10 protein-coding genes are annotated in these 14,093 nt (G+C 63.3%); 5 read left to right on the forward strand and 5 right to left on the reverse strand.

All coding sequences use genetic code 11. From position 1 onward, the window contains the following. Positions 1-10: 10 nt before the first annotated feature. The 3 genes from RX331_RS37040 to RX331_RS37050 are packed head-to-tail and all read right to left on the reverse strand — an operon-like array spanning position 11 to position 3,196. Entirely contained in the window at positions 11-1,363 is a 1,353-nt protein-coding gene (locus tag RX331_RS37040; protein WP_317254490.1) for a hemolysin family protein, read from the reverse strand. Positions 1,364-1,421: 58 nt separating this feature from the next. Next, on the reverse strand, positions 1,422-2,564 hold the full coding sequence (gene aroB / locus RX331_RS37045; protein WP_317254491.1) for a 3-dehydroquinate synthase: 1,143 nt from the start codon (positions 2,562-2,564) through the stop codon (positions 1,422-1,424). Further along, positions 2,561-3,196 (reverse strand): shikimate kinase, encoded by a 636-nt coding sequence (locus RX331_RS37050; protein ID WP_317254492.1) that lies wholly within the window; start codon positions 3,194-3,196, stop codon positions 2,561-2,563. Before RX331_RS37050 ends, aroB begins: the two co-directional genes overlap by 4 nt. 143 nt (positions 3,197-3,339) lie before the next feature. Between RX331_RS37050 and RX331_RS37055 the strand changes: the two genes are divergently transcribed. The 5 genes from RX331_RS37055 (at position 3,340) to RX331_RS37075 (ending at position 8,260) form a co-directional block, all read left to right on the forward strand. Further along, positions 3,340-3,486 (forward strand): histidine kinase, encoded by a 147-nt coding sequence (locus RX331_RS37055; RefSeq protein ID WP_283030920.1) that lies wholly within the window; start codon positions 3,340-3,342, stop codon positions 3,484-3,486. A 69-nt stretch (positions 3,487-3,555) separates the two neighbouring features. Beyond that, the gene (gene xerD / locus RX331_RS37060; RefSeq protein ID WP_317254493.1) at positions 3,556-4,518 is read left to right on the forward strand and encodes a site-specific tyrosine recombinase XerD; all 963 of its coding nucleotides are present in this window, start codon (positions 3,556-3,558) and stop codon (positions 4,516-4,518) included. 334 nt (positions 4,519-4,852) lie between these two features. Continuing rightward, the gene (locus RX331_RS37065) at positions 4,853-5,815 is read left to right on the forward strand and encodes an acetyl-CoA carboxylase carboxyltransferase subunit alpha (RefSeq protein WP_317254494.1); all 963 of its coding nucleotides are present in this window, start codon (positions 4,853-4,855) and stop codon (positions 5,813-5,815) included. Positions 5,816-6,079: 264 nt separating this feature from the next. Continuing rightward, on the forward strand, positions 6,080-7,558 hold the full coding sequence (locus RX331_RS37070; RefSeq protein ID WP_317254495.1) for a L,D-transpeptidase family protein: 1,479 nt from the start codon (positions 6,080-6,082) through the stop codon (positions 7,556-7,558). 366 nt (positions 7,559-7,924) lie between these two features. After that, a complete protein-coding gene (locus RX331_RS37075) occupies positions 7,925-8,260 on the forward strand; it encodes a GYD domain-containing protein (protein WP_317254496.1) in 336 nt (111 codons plus the stop codon). Between the two features lie 103 nt (positions 8,261-8,363). Here RX331_RS37075 and RX331_RS37080 read toward each other — a convergent pair whose 3' ends face one another. Then, complete coding sequence (locus RX331_RS37080; protein WP_317254497.1) at positions 8,364-10,799, reverse strand: hypothetical protein; 2,436 nt, start codon at positions 10,797-10,799, stop codon at positions 8,364-8,366. 246 nt (positions 10,800-11,045) lie between these two features. Beyond that, complete coding sequence (gene secA / locus RX331_RS37085) at positions 11,046-13,886, reverse strand: preprotein translocase subunit SecA (RefSeq protein WP_317254498.1); 2,841 nt, start codon at positions 13,884-13,886, stop codon at positions 11,046-11,048. Between the last annotated feature and the right edge of the window lie 207 nt (positions 13,887-14,093).

Below are 14,093 nucleotides of genomic sequence, written 5' to 3' on the forward strand. Positions count from 1 at the left end.
AGGCCGAGATCTAGAACGCCGTCCCTGCCCGCTTCGGCTTCGGATCCTCGGCTTCGGCCTCGCGCGGCAGCGGCGTGATCTTGAGCGCGGTGATGCGGTTGCGCTCCCGCCGCAGCACGCGGAAGCGGCAGCCGTGGAAGGTGAAGTTCTGGCCGCGCTCGGGAATCGAACGCGCCTCGTGAATCACGAGGCCCGCGACGGTGGTCGCCTCCTCGTCCGGCAGGTGCCAGTTCATGGCGCGGTTGAGATCGCGGATCGGCACCGAGCCGTCCACCACGACCGAGCCGTCGGCCTGGACGCGGACGCCGGCCACCGCGACGTCGTGCTCGTCGGAGATATCGCCGACGATCTCTTCGAGCACGTCTTCCAGCGTCACCATGCCCTCGACCTCGCCGTACTCGTCGACCACGAGCGCGAAGTGGGTCTTGCGGCGGCGGAACGCCTTGAGCTGCTCGGACAGCGGCCGCATCTCCGGCACGAACCAGGGCGGCAGCATGATGGCGGAGACGTTGATGCGCGAGGTGTCGCCTTCGCTGGCGCGGATCGCGCGCAAGAGATCCTTGGCGTGCAGCACGCCGATGATGTTTTCCGGCTTGTCGCGCCACAGCGGAATGCGGGTGTACTCGGTCGCCAGCACCTCGCGCACCAGTTCGTCGGCCGGCAGATCGGCATTGATCATCACCATCGCGGTGCGGTGGACCATGACGTCTGACACCGCGAGATCGCCGAAGCGGAAGACGTTGTGGATGTACTCGGCCTCGCCGCTCTCGATGCCGCCGTGCACGGCGGATTCCTCCACCAGCCCCTCGATCTCGGAGTCGGTGAGGATTTCGTGCTGCGATGATTCCTTGACGCCGAACATGCGCAAGATGCCGCGGGACGCGGTATTGAGCAGCCAGTTGAGGGGATAAAACACCAGATAGGACAGGTATAGCGGATAGGCGATCCACTGCGAGACCGGCGTTGGCTGGCGGATCGCGAACGTCTTCGGCACCTGCTCGCCGATCACGATGTGCAGCGACGAGAATACCAGAAAGCCCGCGACAAACGACACGAAGTGCAGGGTGCGTTCGGACATGCCGAGCGGGATCAGCAGCGGCTCGAGCAGCGCCGACACCGTGGGTTCGCCGACCCAGCCGAGGCCGAGCGAGGCCATGGTGATGCCGAGCTGGCAGCAGGCCAGATAGGCCTCGATGTTGCCCATCATGTCCTGCAACAGGCGCGCGCCGAACCGGTCCTGCTCGACCATCGCCCTGATGCGAAAGCCGCGGCTCTTCACCAGCGCAAACTCGGCTGCCACGTAAAACGCGTTGGCGGCGAGCAAAAGGATCGCGAGCAGCAGATTGAACGCGGTCGAGCTCATGCATTCCTCATGACGGCCTCAGCCCCGCGCCGGGCTTGCGGTCCGGACAATCCCGTTCTCATCCCGCCAGCTTCTGTTGCAGGAAATCGCGCACCAGCGCCGGCTCGACATCGTTGGCAACCAACGCGCGGCCGATCGCCTGCAGCAGGATGAAGGTCAGCTTGCCGCGCTTAACCTTCTTGTCCTGCGCCATCAGCGCCATCAGCGCGTCGGCATCGGCCAGGCCTTCCTGGGCGAAGCCCGCGATGTCCTGCAGATGGGTCGGCAGACCTGCGGAAGCAAGGTGACGCTCGACGCGCGCAGCGTCGGCCGCGGAGATCATGCCGAGCTTGGCGGAGAACTCCGCCGCCAGCACCATGCCGATGGAGACGCCCTCGCCGTGGAACAGGCGGTCGGAAAAGCCGGTCGCGGCCTCCAGCGCATGGCCGAAAGTGTGGCCGAGATTGAGCAGCGCACGCTCGCCGTTCTCGCGCTCGTCGCGGGAGACGATCGCGGCCTTGGCGCGACAGGACGTTGCGATCGCATGCTCGCGCGCCGCCCCGCCGGCAAAGATGTCGGCGTGGTTGGCTTCCAGCCAGGTGAAGAAAGCTTCGTCGCCGAGCAGGCCGTATTTGGCCACTTCGGCATAGCCGGCGCGGAACTGGCGCTGCGACAGCGTGTCGAGCACCGAGGTATCGGCGACGACGAGCACCGGCTGATGAAACGCGCCAAGTAGGTTCTTGCCCTGCGGCGAGTTGATGCCGGTCTTGCCGCCGACCGAGGAATCGACCTGCGCCAGCAGCGAGGTCGGCACCTGCACGAAATCGACGCCGCGGCGCAGGATCGCCGCCGCGAAACCGGCGAGATCGCCGACCACGCCGCCGCCAAGCGCGATCACCAGATCGTTGCGCTCGATCTTCGCCGCGATCAGCGCCTCGGAGACCTTTTCCAGGCCGGCATAGGTCTTCGATATCTCGCCTTCCTCGACGACGATGCGCGAGGTTGGAATCCCTGCTTCCGCCAGCGAACGCTCGGCCGGCTCCAGCCAGTGGTTAGCCACGGTACGATCAGTGACGATGGCGGTCCGCACGCCGGGGCGCAGCGCGGCCACCCGCTGGCCCAGCGACTGCAGCACGCCGCGGCCGATGACGATGTCATAGGCGCGGTCGCCGAGCGCGACGTCGACCATAATGTCGGCGGAATGTTTCAGGGGCGCAGTCATGGCGTAACGCTGATCCCGTCGGTTGTCGGCTGGTCGGAAGGGTTTTTTGCGCATAGCCGCCCGCGCAGGGCGTCGAGACACTCCTCGACGATGCGGTCGTGCGGCACGTCGCGCGAGGCAATCGTCAGGTCGGCGGTCCGATAGACCGGCTCGCGGGCTTCGAGCAGACGGCTGACGGTCGCGACCGGATCCTCGGTCTGCAAAAGCGGCCGGTCGGCGCGGCGCTTGACCCGCTTCATGATGACATCGATGTCGGCCTTGAGCCACAGCGAGATCGCCTTTTCGCCGATGCGATTGCGGGTCTCCTCACGCATGAAGGCGCCGCCGCCAGTCGCGATCACGGCCGGACCGCTATCCAGAAGCCGCGCGATCACCCGCGCCTCGCCGTCGCGGAAATACGGCTCGCCATGGGTCGCAAAGATTTCCGGAATGGTCATGCCGGCATGGGCGACCTCGATCTCGACGTCGGCGTCGAGAAACCGCAGGCCGAGACGGGCCGCCAGCCGCCGGCCGATCGTCGACTTGCCGGCGCCCATCATGCCGACCAGCACGACCGAGCGCTTTCCCAGCGCCGACGTGACGTCGGCCTCCTGGGTCGGGCACGCTGGTGCCGGTGCGGCGGTCTCGGACATCAAAAACCCTTTGAGGTGGCGGGGGTTGCCCCGTGCTGCGACAGCTATACTACCCCCTGTGAGGCCGTTGCCAGAGACTCTTGCCACGGGGGGAGGAACATGTTGGATGATTTCATTGGTTAATTCGCCGCCCTGAGCCCCCTATGCCCAGTTTGTTCCGTTTTCTGACGGTCGTCGGCATCATCGCCGGGCTGATCTATGGCGTCATTTTTGCGCTGGCGAATTTCGTCACCCCAAAACCCCGGGAAATGACGGTCACCATCCCCGCTGACAAGTTCCTCAAGAAATAGCCGCTATTGTTCTGTTTGGTGAGAGGCGGACTCGGGGGAGACGCTCTCGCCGACGGGGATGTCGAGGGCATGCGTTCCAGCAAGACGGCCAAAGACGAGAGTTTGATCAACCTGTTCCTCGACATGCTCGCGGCGGAACAGGGGGCGGGCGTCAACACGCTCGATGCCTATCGCCGCGACCTCACCGATCTGTCCGACTTTCTCGGCGGCAAGGGGCAGGGCTTTGCCGGCGCCGAAACCGACGTCCTGCGCGACTATCTTGCCGACCTTGATACCAGAGGCTTCAAATCGTCCAGCGTGGCGCGCCGACTGTCGGCGATGCGGCATCTGTTCCGCTTCCTGCTGAACGAGCGCATCCGCAGCGACGATCCGGCTGCGATCCTGTCCGGTCCCAAACGCGGTCGCGGGCTGCCGAAGGTGCTGTCGATATCAGATGTCGACCGTATGCTGACGCGGGCGAAGGAACTGACCGGGGCCCCAAATGCCTCCCCGCAACAGCGGCTGCGCGCGATGCGGCTCTATTGTCTGCTGGAGGTGCTCTACGCAACCGGCCTGCGCGTTTCGGAGCTGGTCGCCTTGCCGCTATCGGCGGCGCGGCGCGATATCAGCATGATCATGGTGCGCGGCAAGGGCAACAAGGAGCGTCTGGTGCCGCTGAACGAGGCGTCGCGGCAGGCGATGGCGGATTATCTCGCCGCGATGGAAGCGCTGAAGCCTGAGAAAAAGAAGGGCGCGGCTCCTTCGAAGTGGCTGTTTCCCTCGTTCGGCGAGAGCGGCCATCTGACGCGGCAGCATTTTGCCCGCGACCTGAAAGAATTGGCGGCGGCCTCCGGCCTGGCGCCGCGGCTGGTCTCGCCGCACGTGCTGCGCCACGCCTTCGCCAGCCACCTGCTGCATAACGGCGCGGACCTGCGGATCGTGCAGACGCTGCTCGGCCATACCGACATCTCGACCACGCAGATCTACACCCACGTGGTCGAGGAAAGGCTGAAAAGCTTGGTGCGCGACCTGCACCCGTTGGCGGAGAAATAGGCCTCGCGCCCCGGACGCAGCGCAGCACGCAAGTGATGCGCTGCTGAGCCGGGCCCACATCGGCGGTGGAAATGGGTCCCGGCTCTGCGGCGCGGCGCTTCACGCCGCACCGCGTCCGGGACACGAAGATATCCCCGCCCGCAACACTCGCCTTGACTTCCGCGGCGTCTCCCCCGAAACAGCCGTCTCCCGCCCCGCGGCCTTGTTTGGCGCGCTTTCGACAACCCGGCTCGTCCGGGCCGAGATGCGCGCTAAATCATTGAAGATGCGTGCTTTCCTGGAGCGAATCGAAAACCGCTTCGCCTGAGAGTGCGTTGTTACCTATATTGTCTCGATGCCGGATCCGATGCGCAGCTATCTCGACTTCGAAAAACCCGTCGCCGAACTTGAGGCCAAGGTCGATGAATTGCGCGCGCTCGCGGCGACCGGCAGCGACATCGGCGACGAGATCTCGCGGATCGAGGACAAGGCGCAGCAGGCGCTGGCCGACCTCTATGCCAACCTCTCGCCGTGGCAGAAGACGCTGGTGGCGCGTCATCCGCAGCGCCCGCATTTCACCGATTTCGTCGGCGCGCTGATCACCGAATTCACCCCGCTCGCCGGCGACCGCAAGTTTGCCGACGACGAGGCGCTGATGGGCGGCTTCGGCCGTTTCCGCGGCGAGGCCATCTGCGTGATCGGCCAGGAAAAGGGCGCCACCACCGACAGCCGCATCAAGCACAATTTCGGCATGGCCCGCCCCGAGGGCTACCGCAAGGCGGTGCGGCTGATGGAGATGGCCGACCGCTTCGGCATTCCCGTGTTGTCGCTGGTCGATTCCGCGGGCGCCTATCCCGGTATCGGCGCCGAGGAGCGCGGCGTGGCGGAAGCGATCGCGCGCTCGACCGATACGTGCCTGTCGCTTGGCGTGCCCAATGTCGCGATCATCACCGGCGAGGGCATGTCAGGCGGCGCCATCGCCATCACGACCGCCAACCGCGTGCTGATGATGGAACACGCGATCTACAGCGTGATCTCGCCGGAAGCGGCGTCTTCGATTCTCTGGCGCGATGGCACCAAGGCCCAGGAGGTCGCCACCAATATGAAGATCACGGCGCAGGACATGCTGCGCTTCGGCGTGATCGATCGAATCCTCAACGAGCCTTCCGGTGGAGCCCATCGCGACCCCGCCGCCATGATTGCGGCTACGGGCGACGCCATCGCCGAGGCGTTCAACGACTTCCGCAACCTCGACGCGGACGCCATCCGCAAGCAGCGTCGGCAGAAATTCCTCGAGATCGGCCGCAAACTCGGCTGATTGAATCGTTGCGGCAGCGAAGTGCCTCAACCCGTTAATGACCCGTAAATGCCTTTATTTCGCCCACCTGCAAAATTTGGCCCTAATTCAGCCCCGCCCGCGGTCTTTAAACTCTGTTGACCATCCCTGCTAACCGCAGCCGCTGGACGGTGTTGTTCGGGTTGCGGCGCAGGGGGGCAATGGCTAATATTTTAAACAATGGCTTCAGGGCATGTTCGCTGTACTTGGGGTGCGAAAATGCCCGGTGGGTGTGGAGCTTAGCCTTTGATTAACCGCTCGCTGCTTCGCGCGCTTCTCACGTCGGTTGCCCTTGCGGGCGCGGGCGCCTTGATGGCCGGCTGCAACGGCGACGACATATCGCTGGCCAACAACGCCAAGGCCAACCAGCCGGTACCGCCGAAACTGGTCGCCGACATGACGGCGAAGGACATGGACCTGCAGTCGCCGATCCTCGTCCGGCTGTTCAAGCAGGAAGCCGAGCTCGAAATCTGGAAACAGGATCGCTCCGGCCGCTTCGCCTTGCTGAAGACCTATCCGATCTGCCGCTGGTCGGGTGACCTCGGCCCCAAGGTCAAGGAGGGCGACCGCCAGGCACCGGAGGGCTTCTATTCGATCTCGCCGGCGCAGATGAATCCGCAGTCGGCCTATTACCTCTCCTTCAACACCGGCTATCCGAACGCCTTCGACAAGGCGCTCGGCCGCACCGGCTCGCAGCTGATGGTGCATGGCGACTGCTCCTCGCGCGGCTGCTACGCGATGACCGACGAGCAGATCGCGGAAATCTATTCGCTCGGGCGCGAATCTTTCTTCGGCGGCCAGAAATCGTTCCAGCTGCAGGCCTATCCGTTCCGGATGACGCCCGCCAACATGGCGAGGCACCGCAACAATCCGAACATGCCGTTCTGGAAAATGATCAAGGAAGGCAATGATCATTTCGAGGTGACGAAGCAGGAGCCGAAGGTCGATTTCTGCGAAAAGAAATACGTGTTCGATGCGATCAAGAAGCCGGGCGCTACGCGTGACCCGGTGTTCGACGCTTCGGCCAAATGCCCGGACTATACGATTGCAGACGAAGTCGCCGACGCCGTTCGCGAAAAACAGGCGACCGACCTCGCCGAGACCGCGCGGCTGATCGCCAAGGGTACGCCGGTGGCGCGAACCAACACTGGCATCGACGGCGGTATGCACCGGGTGTTTGCGGCGCGCGTGCCCGAGGGCAATACCGGTCTCTCCGAAGGTGGCGACGCGCAAAGCCTGCAGAGTTTTTCGCTGGCGCGCGCCCCGGGCACGATTCCCTCCCACGTCAATCCGCCGAAGGTGCCTGCCGAAAGCCGTACGCCTTCAGAGAATCTGCTGGCGGGTGCGCCGGAACAGCCCAAGCTGGCCGCCGCGCCGGCTGCCGCACCTGCCCCGACCCGGGTCGCCAATGCGGCGCCGGCAGCGCAGGATGAGGGCTTCTTCTCCAGCCTCGCCCGCAAGGTCGGCATCGGCGGCTCGGCCGATGCCACCGCCAGCACGCCGCCGGCCAAGCCGAAGGCGACCGAGGCCAAGCAGCCGCCACGTCCCGAAGCGTCCAAGGCCGCTGCGCCGAAGCCGGAAGCCAAGCATGCCGCAAGCCGCCCGCAGTTGAAGACGTCGGTGTCGGATGCGCCGGCCCCGGCTGCCAAGAATGCGCAGGTCTCGGGCTCGGCGCCGATCGTATCGAGCAATTCGTTCGACAGCCGCTTCGGGGCGGTGAAGTAGTCCGGCGCGCATCGCACTCCGGACGTTCATCCAATCCGGCAATCCTCGCGCAAGCGTCTGGAATCCGACATTTCGATTTTGAAGCGCCGTACCGGAATGCCGCCGATTCCATTTCAGCCGTCAGAACAATCGCTTCCGCGGATCGCAGCGCAATTTGATCACACTACCGCGTAGCATGAAGTTGAGATAGCGTAACGTCAGGCCGCCGGCGGGATGTGCCGAAGACCCGCCAGAGTATCAGCGGCGTCATGCCCACGGCAGGGCCGCAGTCCTTCATTCCCGGTTTTGGGCCGGCTCGTTTTTTATTTGAGCCGGACGAGAGGCGAACGCCTCATCGATCAAACGCGCCCCCAACAGGAGGACATCATGCATTTTTGTATGACCGCACAATACACGCCAAAATCTCTCAATGCCATTCTGGAAAATCCCAAGACCAATCGCTTTGAGGCGGCCAAGAAGATGGTCGAAGCCGCCGGCGGCAAGTTGATTTCGATGTACAGCACGGCCGCCAACGGGCCCGGCGTTCTCGTGATCTTCGATGTGCCCGATCCCAACGCAGCATCGGCGATGTCGGGCGTCGTGATTGCGAGCGGCGCCGTCCACAATGTAACCCTCACCCGCCTGTGGACGGCGGATGAAATAACGCAGGTCCGGCAAAAGGCGGTGCAGCTCAAAGGCGCGTACACGCCGCCGGGCGGCTAAGTGATTTGATGATAGCTCAGCTAGGTTGGTTGCGGCTGTCGAATGAGGTCATTTAAGACACGGGTGGCAGGCGTTGTGACCTGCCACCGATCTGCCCCCAAGATCATGACGCAGCCTTCTCCTGCGTTAGAAGGCCGGTCCTGACCTCGCCCTTCGCGGCGGGTATGCCAATCGGGTTCAACCGGCGGCCGGCGACGATCACGATGGCGCAGACCACGTAGAAGCACACGCCGAGCGCATAGGTTTTGGCGATCCCGAACTGGAACGATAGGGCCATACCCAATACCGACGCCAGCATCGACGTAATCCCGTTGGTGCTCCAAAAGAACGGCAGCAGCGCTTCATGACGGCGCCAGACACTGAAGCCGAGCGGAAACATCATCCCCATGCAGAACGCCGGGGGCGCCAGCAACAGGACGGATGCCAGAATGCGCATATCGGTTGGTTGCGAGCGCGTCCAGGTGGTGACCAGCGGCGTCAGCAGCCCAGCGGCCAGGATCGTGATCAGGAGGACCGTAACCCTCCAGACGATGGCGCGCGGCCCAGGAGTATCAGCGCCGACTGTGGCACTGCCGATACCGCTGAAAAGAAGAATCACAAAAAGCACCACACTCAGCCCGTAGACGGGATGGCCGAGGAAAACCATCAGGCGCTGCATTTGCGATATCTCGATCAGCATGAAGCCCATTCCGATCGCGCTGAAATAAGCCATCGGCGGCGTCAGCGTCGACAACGGCATCCGCCTCGCAAGACCGAGGAAGGGCAGGACGACGTAGTATCCGCAGGCAAGCAGCGCGGCGATGATGAGCAAGCCTGTCATGCTGACGGCAATATTGTTCTTGTTTATTCCGCCCCATGGATTCACGCTCATCAGATCGCCGAGGCGTGAAGTGAAGAAGAAGAAGGGTTTGTCATCCGTCGATGGAGCGAGATTTTCCGGCAACGAATCGAAGAATGCCGAGTCCGCCTTGTCTGACAATAGCGTCGAGGTAACGGCATCAAACGTGACATCCGGCCCGAGGAGTATTTTAAATCCTTGCGCTTGGATCCTGTCGCGCGCCTCCTGCCATTGCAAATCGGTGAAAGCGTCGGGCCGCGTAATGACGGTCACGATGTTACCGACGTTCAGCGCGACAACATGATGGCGGAGTTCGGTGGCCGACACGCCATTGCGCTGCAAGGCGCTAGCAGCGATCGCGACCAGCCGATAGAATTCGCCGCGGTGCTTGTCCCCGTCGTACCAGCGCGAGACCGACAGCAGCCCGCCGGGCTTCAGCGCGCGATAAAAATCTTCCCACGCCTCCACGGTATAGAGCCGGTTTTCCGTGAGCGTTAGACCGCCTGCCGCCGTCGCCGCCCAGGTGTCGATCAGTGAAATCTGGACCAGATCGTACCGCTCGGACGAATGGTTGATATAGCTTCGCGCCTCGGCATTGACCAAGGAAACGCCGGGCTGGCGCTCAAGATGGCCAGCGAAATCGGCGAATTTTTCGGTAAGCACCTCAAAGATCGCCGGATTGATCTCGATGCCGCGTATTTGCTTGGCGCCGAAGACCAGACCAGAAAGGATGTCACGGCCGCCGCCAACGCCGACGACCGCGACGTCGGCGACCGGCTGTACGAGGTAGGCGGCATTGATGACGTCATCTTTCAGGTAGCTGAGCTTGCCAACGTCGCCATCGAACCTGGTGATGACCGTGCCTGCATCGGCATCGATGTCGATATAATGCTGGTCAACCCGGGCATCAGACTGGCGGACCAATCCCCATCCGAACGGGGCTTTCCCTGCCCACTCCCGCACCCGTACCCGCGAATAGGTATTCCAGCGCTCGAACAGCGTGCCGGCCTGCTCCTCACCCTTGGCCCAGAACACACCGAGGTGGCTTTTGCCGGTCAGGTCAAGGCCAGTATGCACGGTGGCAGCAATGGCCAACGTCAGTGCGACAGCACCGCTCAAGCGAAGGCTACGGACCTCATCGCTGTTCCACACGACAATCCAGCCTACGCCAGCAGAGAGGGCTGCGATCCATAACGTGGCGCTCACAGGATCGATAACCAGCAGCAGGAAGATCACGCCGAGGCATCCAACTGCGGCTCCCAGAAGATCGGCTGCGTAGAGCCATCCGCCGCTATACGGCAAGCGGGTCAGCAAGAGCGTTATGCAAATGCCGCCTTCAGTGAAGGGCCACACGAAGGCAAGGATTGCCAGCACCAGGATCGCCGCGGAGTCCGCAGACACAATGAGCGGCGTACACAGAAGGAGGACCATTGCGCCAACGCTACTGAGCGCGAACCAAGATGCGTGCCGCGCGAATTCGACGCCAACCCGTTCGGGCGCGTAACGTTCGGGCTTGCCGTAGACCTCCATCGCTCCGCGGGTCAGCCCGAGCATGGCAAGCGATATGGCGGCGAACGCGAAATGGTAATAGAGCATCACGCTGAAGAAGCGTGTGATCAGTATCTGGTAGGAAAGCGTGGCAGACGCCAGCACGAAGATCGCCAGATAATAGCGACTGTGGACCTTGGATATGGATTGCAAGACGCCGCCCTCTTACCGAGCCTAGAAGGGGACCTTATCGGTGCTCCTAGACCCATTCGCCCAACGCGTGACTAGGAAAATGGACACAACTTCCTAATAACTCGTTGATACGCGGCCTGCGGGCATTCGCAGTTAGCACCCAGCCCGGATATCGGGGGGCCAGCGCGGCATTTCCGCCCCTTCAAGAGCGGCTTCAGCCGTCAGACGAAGCAGGAGGGCCGGCAGCGCCGCGAAAATGCCTGAGGCTTAACCATACTTGCCGTGGCAATGCTTGTACTTCTTGCCACTGCCGCAGGGGCAGTCCTCGTTGCGGCCGACCTTGCCCCAGCTGGCGGGGTTTTTCGGATCGCGATCGGCGGCGGCGACCTGGGGCACCAGCGAGGCGCTGGCAAAGGCCATCTCGTCCTCGCCGGTATTCGGATCGAACTTGTGCGCCTCCATTGCCGGCAGCACCGGCTGCGGCTCTTCCGGCGGCACGATCTCGACGCGGATCAACTGCGCGGTGACCGCTTCGCGCAGATGCGAGCCCATGGTCTCGAACAGGTTAAAGGCTTCCAGCTTGTATTCCTGCAAGGGATCGCGCTGGCCATAGCCACGCAGGCCAATCACCTGGCGCAGATGGTCGAGCATGATCAGGTGCTCGCGCCAGAGATGGTCCAGCGTCTGCAGCAGAATGGTCTTCTCGACGTAGCGCATCACGTCGGGGCCCCATTGCGCGACCTTGGCCGCCATGCGCTCGTCGACATGCTTCTCGATGCGCGAAAGCAGTTCCTCGTCGGCGATGCCCTCTTCCTTGGCCCATTCATCGACCGGAAGATCGACGTCGAGCACGCGCTTCAATTCGTCCTTCAGCCCCGCGGTATCCCACTGCTCGGCATAGGCATGCTCGGGGATATGCTTGGCGACGACATCGTCGATGAAGGCGTGGCGCATGTCGGTCACGGTCTCGGCGACGCTGTCGTCCTTCATCAGGTCGACGCGCTGGTCGAAGATCGCCTTGCGCTGGTCGTTCTGGACGTTGTCGAACTTGAGCAGGTTCTTGCGGATGTCGAAGTTGCGGGCCTCGACCTTCTGCTGCGCCTTCTCCAGGGCCTTGTTGATCCAGGGATGGATGATGGCCTCGCCCTCTTTCAGGCCAAGCCGCTGCAGCATGCTGTCGAGCCGGTCGGAGCCGAAGATCCGCATCAGATCGTCTTCCAGCGACAGGAAGAATTTTGAGCGGCCCGGGTCGCCTTGACGGCCGGAACGGCCGCGAAGCTGGTTGTCGATGCGGCGGGATTCGTGCCGCTCCGAGCCCATGATGTAGAGCCCGCCGGGCTTGGTCACGGTCTTGGCCGGCTTCGAACCCTTGGCGGGCTCGAGCTCGACCACTTCCTCGGCCTTCAGCACGATCTCGCGGAAGCGCTCGATGTCGGCCTTGATCTGCTCGATCTTTTTCGCCTTCTCGGCCTCGTCGGTGATGCCGGCGGTCTCCTGCTGGATCCGCATTTCGAGCGAGCCGCCGAGCTTGATGTCGGTACCGCGGCCCGCCATGTTGGTCGCGATCGTGATCGCGCCGGGGACGCCGGCTTCGGCAACGATATAGGCTTCCTGCTCGTGGAAGCGCGCGTTCAGCACCGCAAACAGTTTTGCCGGCTTGCCGGCGCGGGCGGCGGCATAGAGCTTCTCCATGCCGGCTTCGCTGCCGAAATCGATCTGCTTGTAGCCGTGCTTCTTCAGGTACTCGGCCAGCACTTCCGACTTCTCGATCGAGGCCGTGCCGACCAGCACCGGCTGCAGCCGCGCATTGGCGCGCTCGATCTCGGCCAGGATCGCGGCGTATTTTTCGCCCTGGGTGCGGTAGACCTCGTCGTCCTCGTCGAGACGCGCGACCGGCACGTTGGTCGGGATTTCCACGACTTCGAGCTTGTAGATGTCGAACAGTTCGTCGGCTTCGGTCGCGGCCGTACCGGTCATGCCGGACAGCTTTTCGTACATGCGGAAATAGTTTTGGAACGTGATCGAGGCCAGCGTCTGGTTTTCCGGCTGGACCTGGACGTGCTCCTTGGCTTCCAGCGCCTGGTGCAGGCCCTCCGAATAGCGCCTTCCCGGCATCATGCGTCCGGTGAACTCGTCGATGATGACGACTTCGCCTTCGCGGACGATGTAGTCCTTGTCGCGGGTGAACAGCGAGTGCGCGCGCAGCGCCTGGTTGACGTGGTGCACGACCGAGACGTTCTCGACGTCGTAGAGCGATTCGCCCTTGAGCTGGCCGGCATCGCGCAGCAGCGTCTCGATCTTCTCCATGCCGCCTTCGGTCAGCGTCACCGTGCGCTGCTTCTCGTCGACCTCGAAGTCGACGACCTTCTGCAGCTGCGGCATGAAGGTATCGATGGTGTTGTAGAAATCCGAACGGTCGTCGAGCGGACCGGAGATGATCAGCGGCGTGCGCGCTTCGTCGATCAGGATCGAGTCGACTTCGTCGACGATCGCGTAATAGTGCCCGCGCTGGACCATGTCCTCCAGGCGGTACTTCATGTTGTCGCGCAGATAGTCGAAGCCGTATTCATTGTTGGTGCCGTAGGTGATGTCGCAGGCGTAGGCGGCCTTGCGCTCGGCGTCGTCGAGGCCGTGCACGATCACGCCGGTGGTCATCCCGAGGAACGAGTAGATCTGGCCCATCCAGCCGGAGTCGCGGCGGGCGAGGTAGTCGTTGACGGTGACGACATGAACGCCGCGGCCGGCGAGCGCGTTGAGATAGACCGCGAGCGTCGCCACCAGCGTCTTGCCTTCGCCGGTCTTCATCTCGGCGATGTCGCCCTCGTGCAGCACCATGCCGCCGATCAGCTGGACATCGAAATGCCGCTGGCCGAGGGTGCGCTTGGCGGCCTCGCGCACGGTGGCGAACGCCGGCACCAGGATGTCGTCGAGCGTCTTGCCCTCGGCGAGCTGCTGGCGGAATTCGGCGGTGCGCGCCTTCAGCGCCTCGTCCGACAGTTTCGAGACCTCGGGCTCAAGCGCGTTGATGGCGTTGACGCGGGATTGATATCCCTTCACCCGCCGGTCGTTGGCGGAGCCGAAAAACTTGCGGGCGAGCGCGCCGATCATGCCAATTCCTGCCTTTGCCGTTACTTGCGTTGCAAGCCGTGACGTGGTCCACCAAGTTGCCTATCAACTCACCGTGACGCATCGCGGCAAATACCCCCGTTCCGGGGCCTCATCCGCTAATGAGTGGGAATTAAGCAATCCAAGGTTCAACGGCAAAAAACGCAGCAAAATAAGCGCTGTCGCCGCCGTAGGTTCCGGCACAAATAT

The organism is Bradyrhizobium sp. BWA-3-5, assembly GCF_032917985.1.
Lineage (GTDB): Bacteria > Pseudomonadota > Alphaproteobacteria > Rhizobiales > Xanthobacteraceae > Bradyrhizobium.

Excerpts from the sequence above, each read along its gene's own strand:
- RX331_RS37040 (WP_317254490.1), bottom strand. The coding sequence starts at position 1,363 with ATGAGCTCGACCGCGTTCAATCTGCTGCTCGCGATCCTTTTGCTCGCC.
- aroB (WP_317254491.1), bottom strand. The coding sequence starts at position 2,564 with ATGACTGCGCCCCTGAAACATTCCGCCGACATTATGGTCGACGTCGCG.
- RX331_RS37050 (WP_317254492.1), bottom strand. The coding sequence starts at position 3,196 with ATGTCCGAGACCGCCGCACCGGCACCAGCGTGCCCGACCCAGGAGGCC.
- RX331_RS37055 (WP_283030920.1), top strand. The coding sequence starts at position 3,340 with ATGCCCAGTTTGTTCCGTTTTCTGACGGTCGTCGGCATCATCGCCGGG.
- xerD (WP_317254493.1), top strand. The coding sequence starts at position 3,556 with ATGCGTTCCAGCAAGACGGCCAAAGACGAGAGTTTGATCAACCTGTTC.
- RX331_RS37065 (WP_317254494.1), top strand. The coding sequence starts at position 4,853 with ATGCCGGATCCGATGCGCAGCTATCTCGACTTCGAAAAACCCGTCGCC.
- RX331_RS37075 (WP_317254496.1), top strand. The coding sequence starts at position 7,925 with ATGCATTTTTGTATGACCGCACAATACACGCCAAAATCTCTCAATGCC.
- secA (WP_317254498.1), bottom strand. The coding sequence starts at position 13,886 with ATGATCGGCGCGCTCGCCCGCAAGTTTTTCGGCTCCGCCAACGACCGG.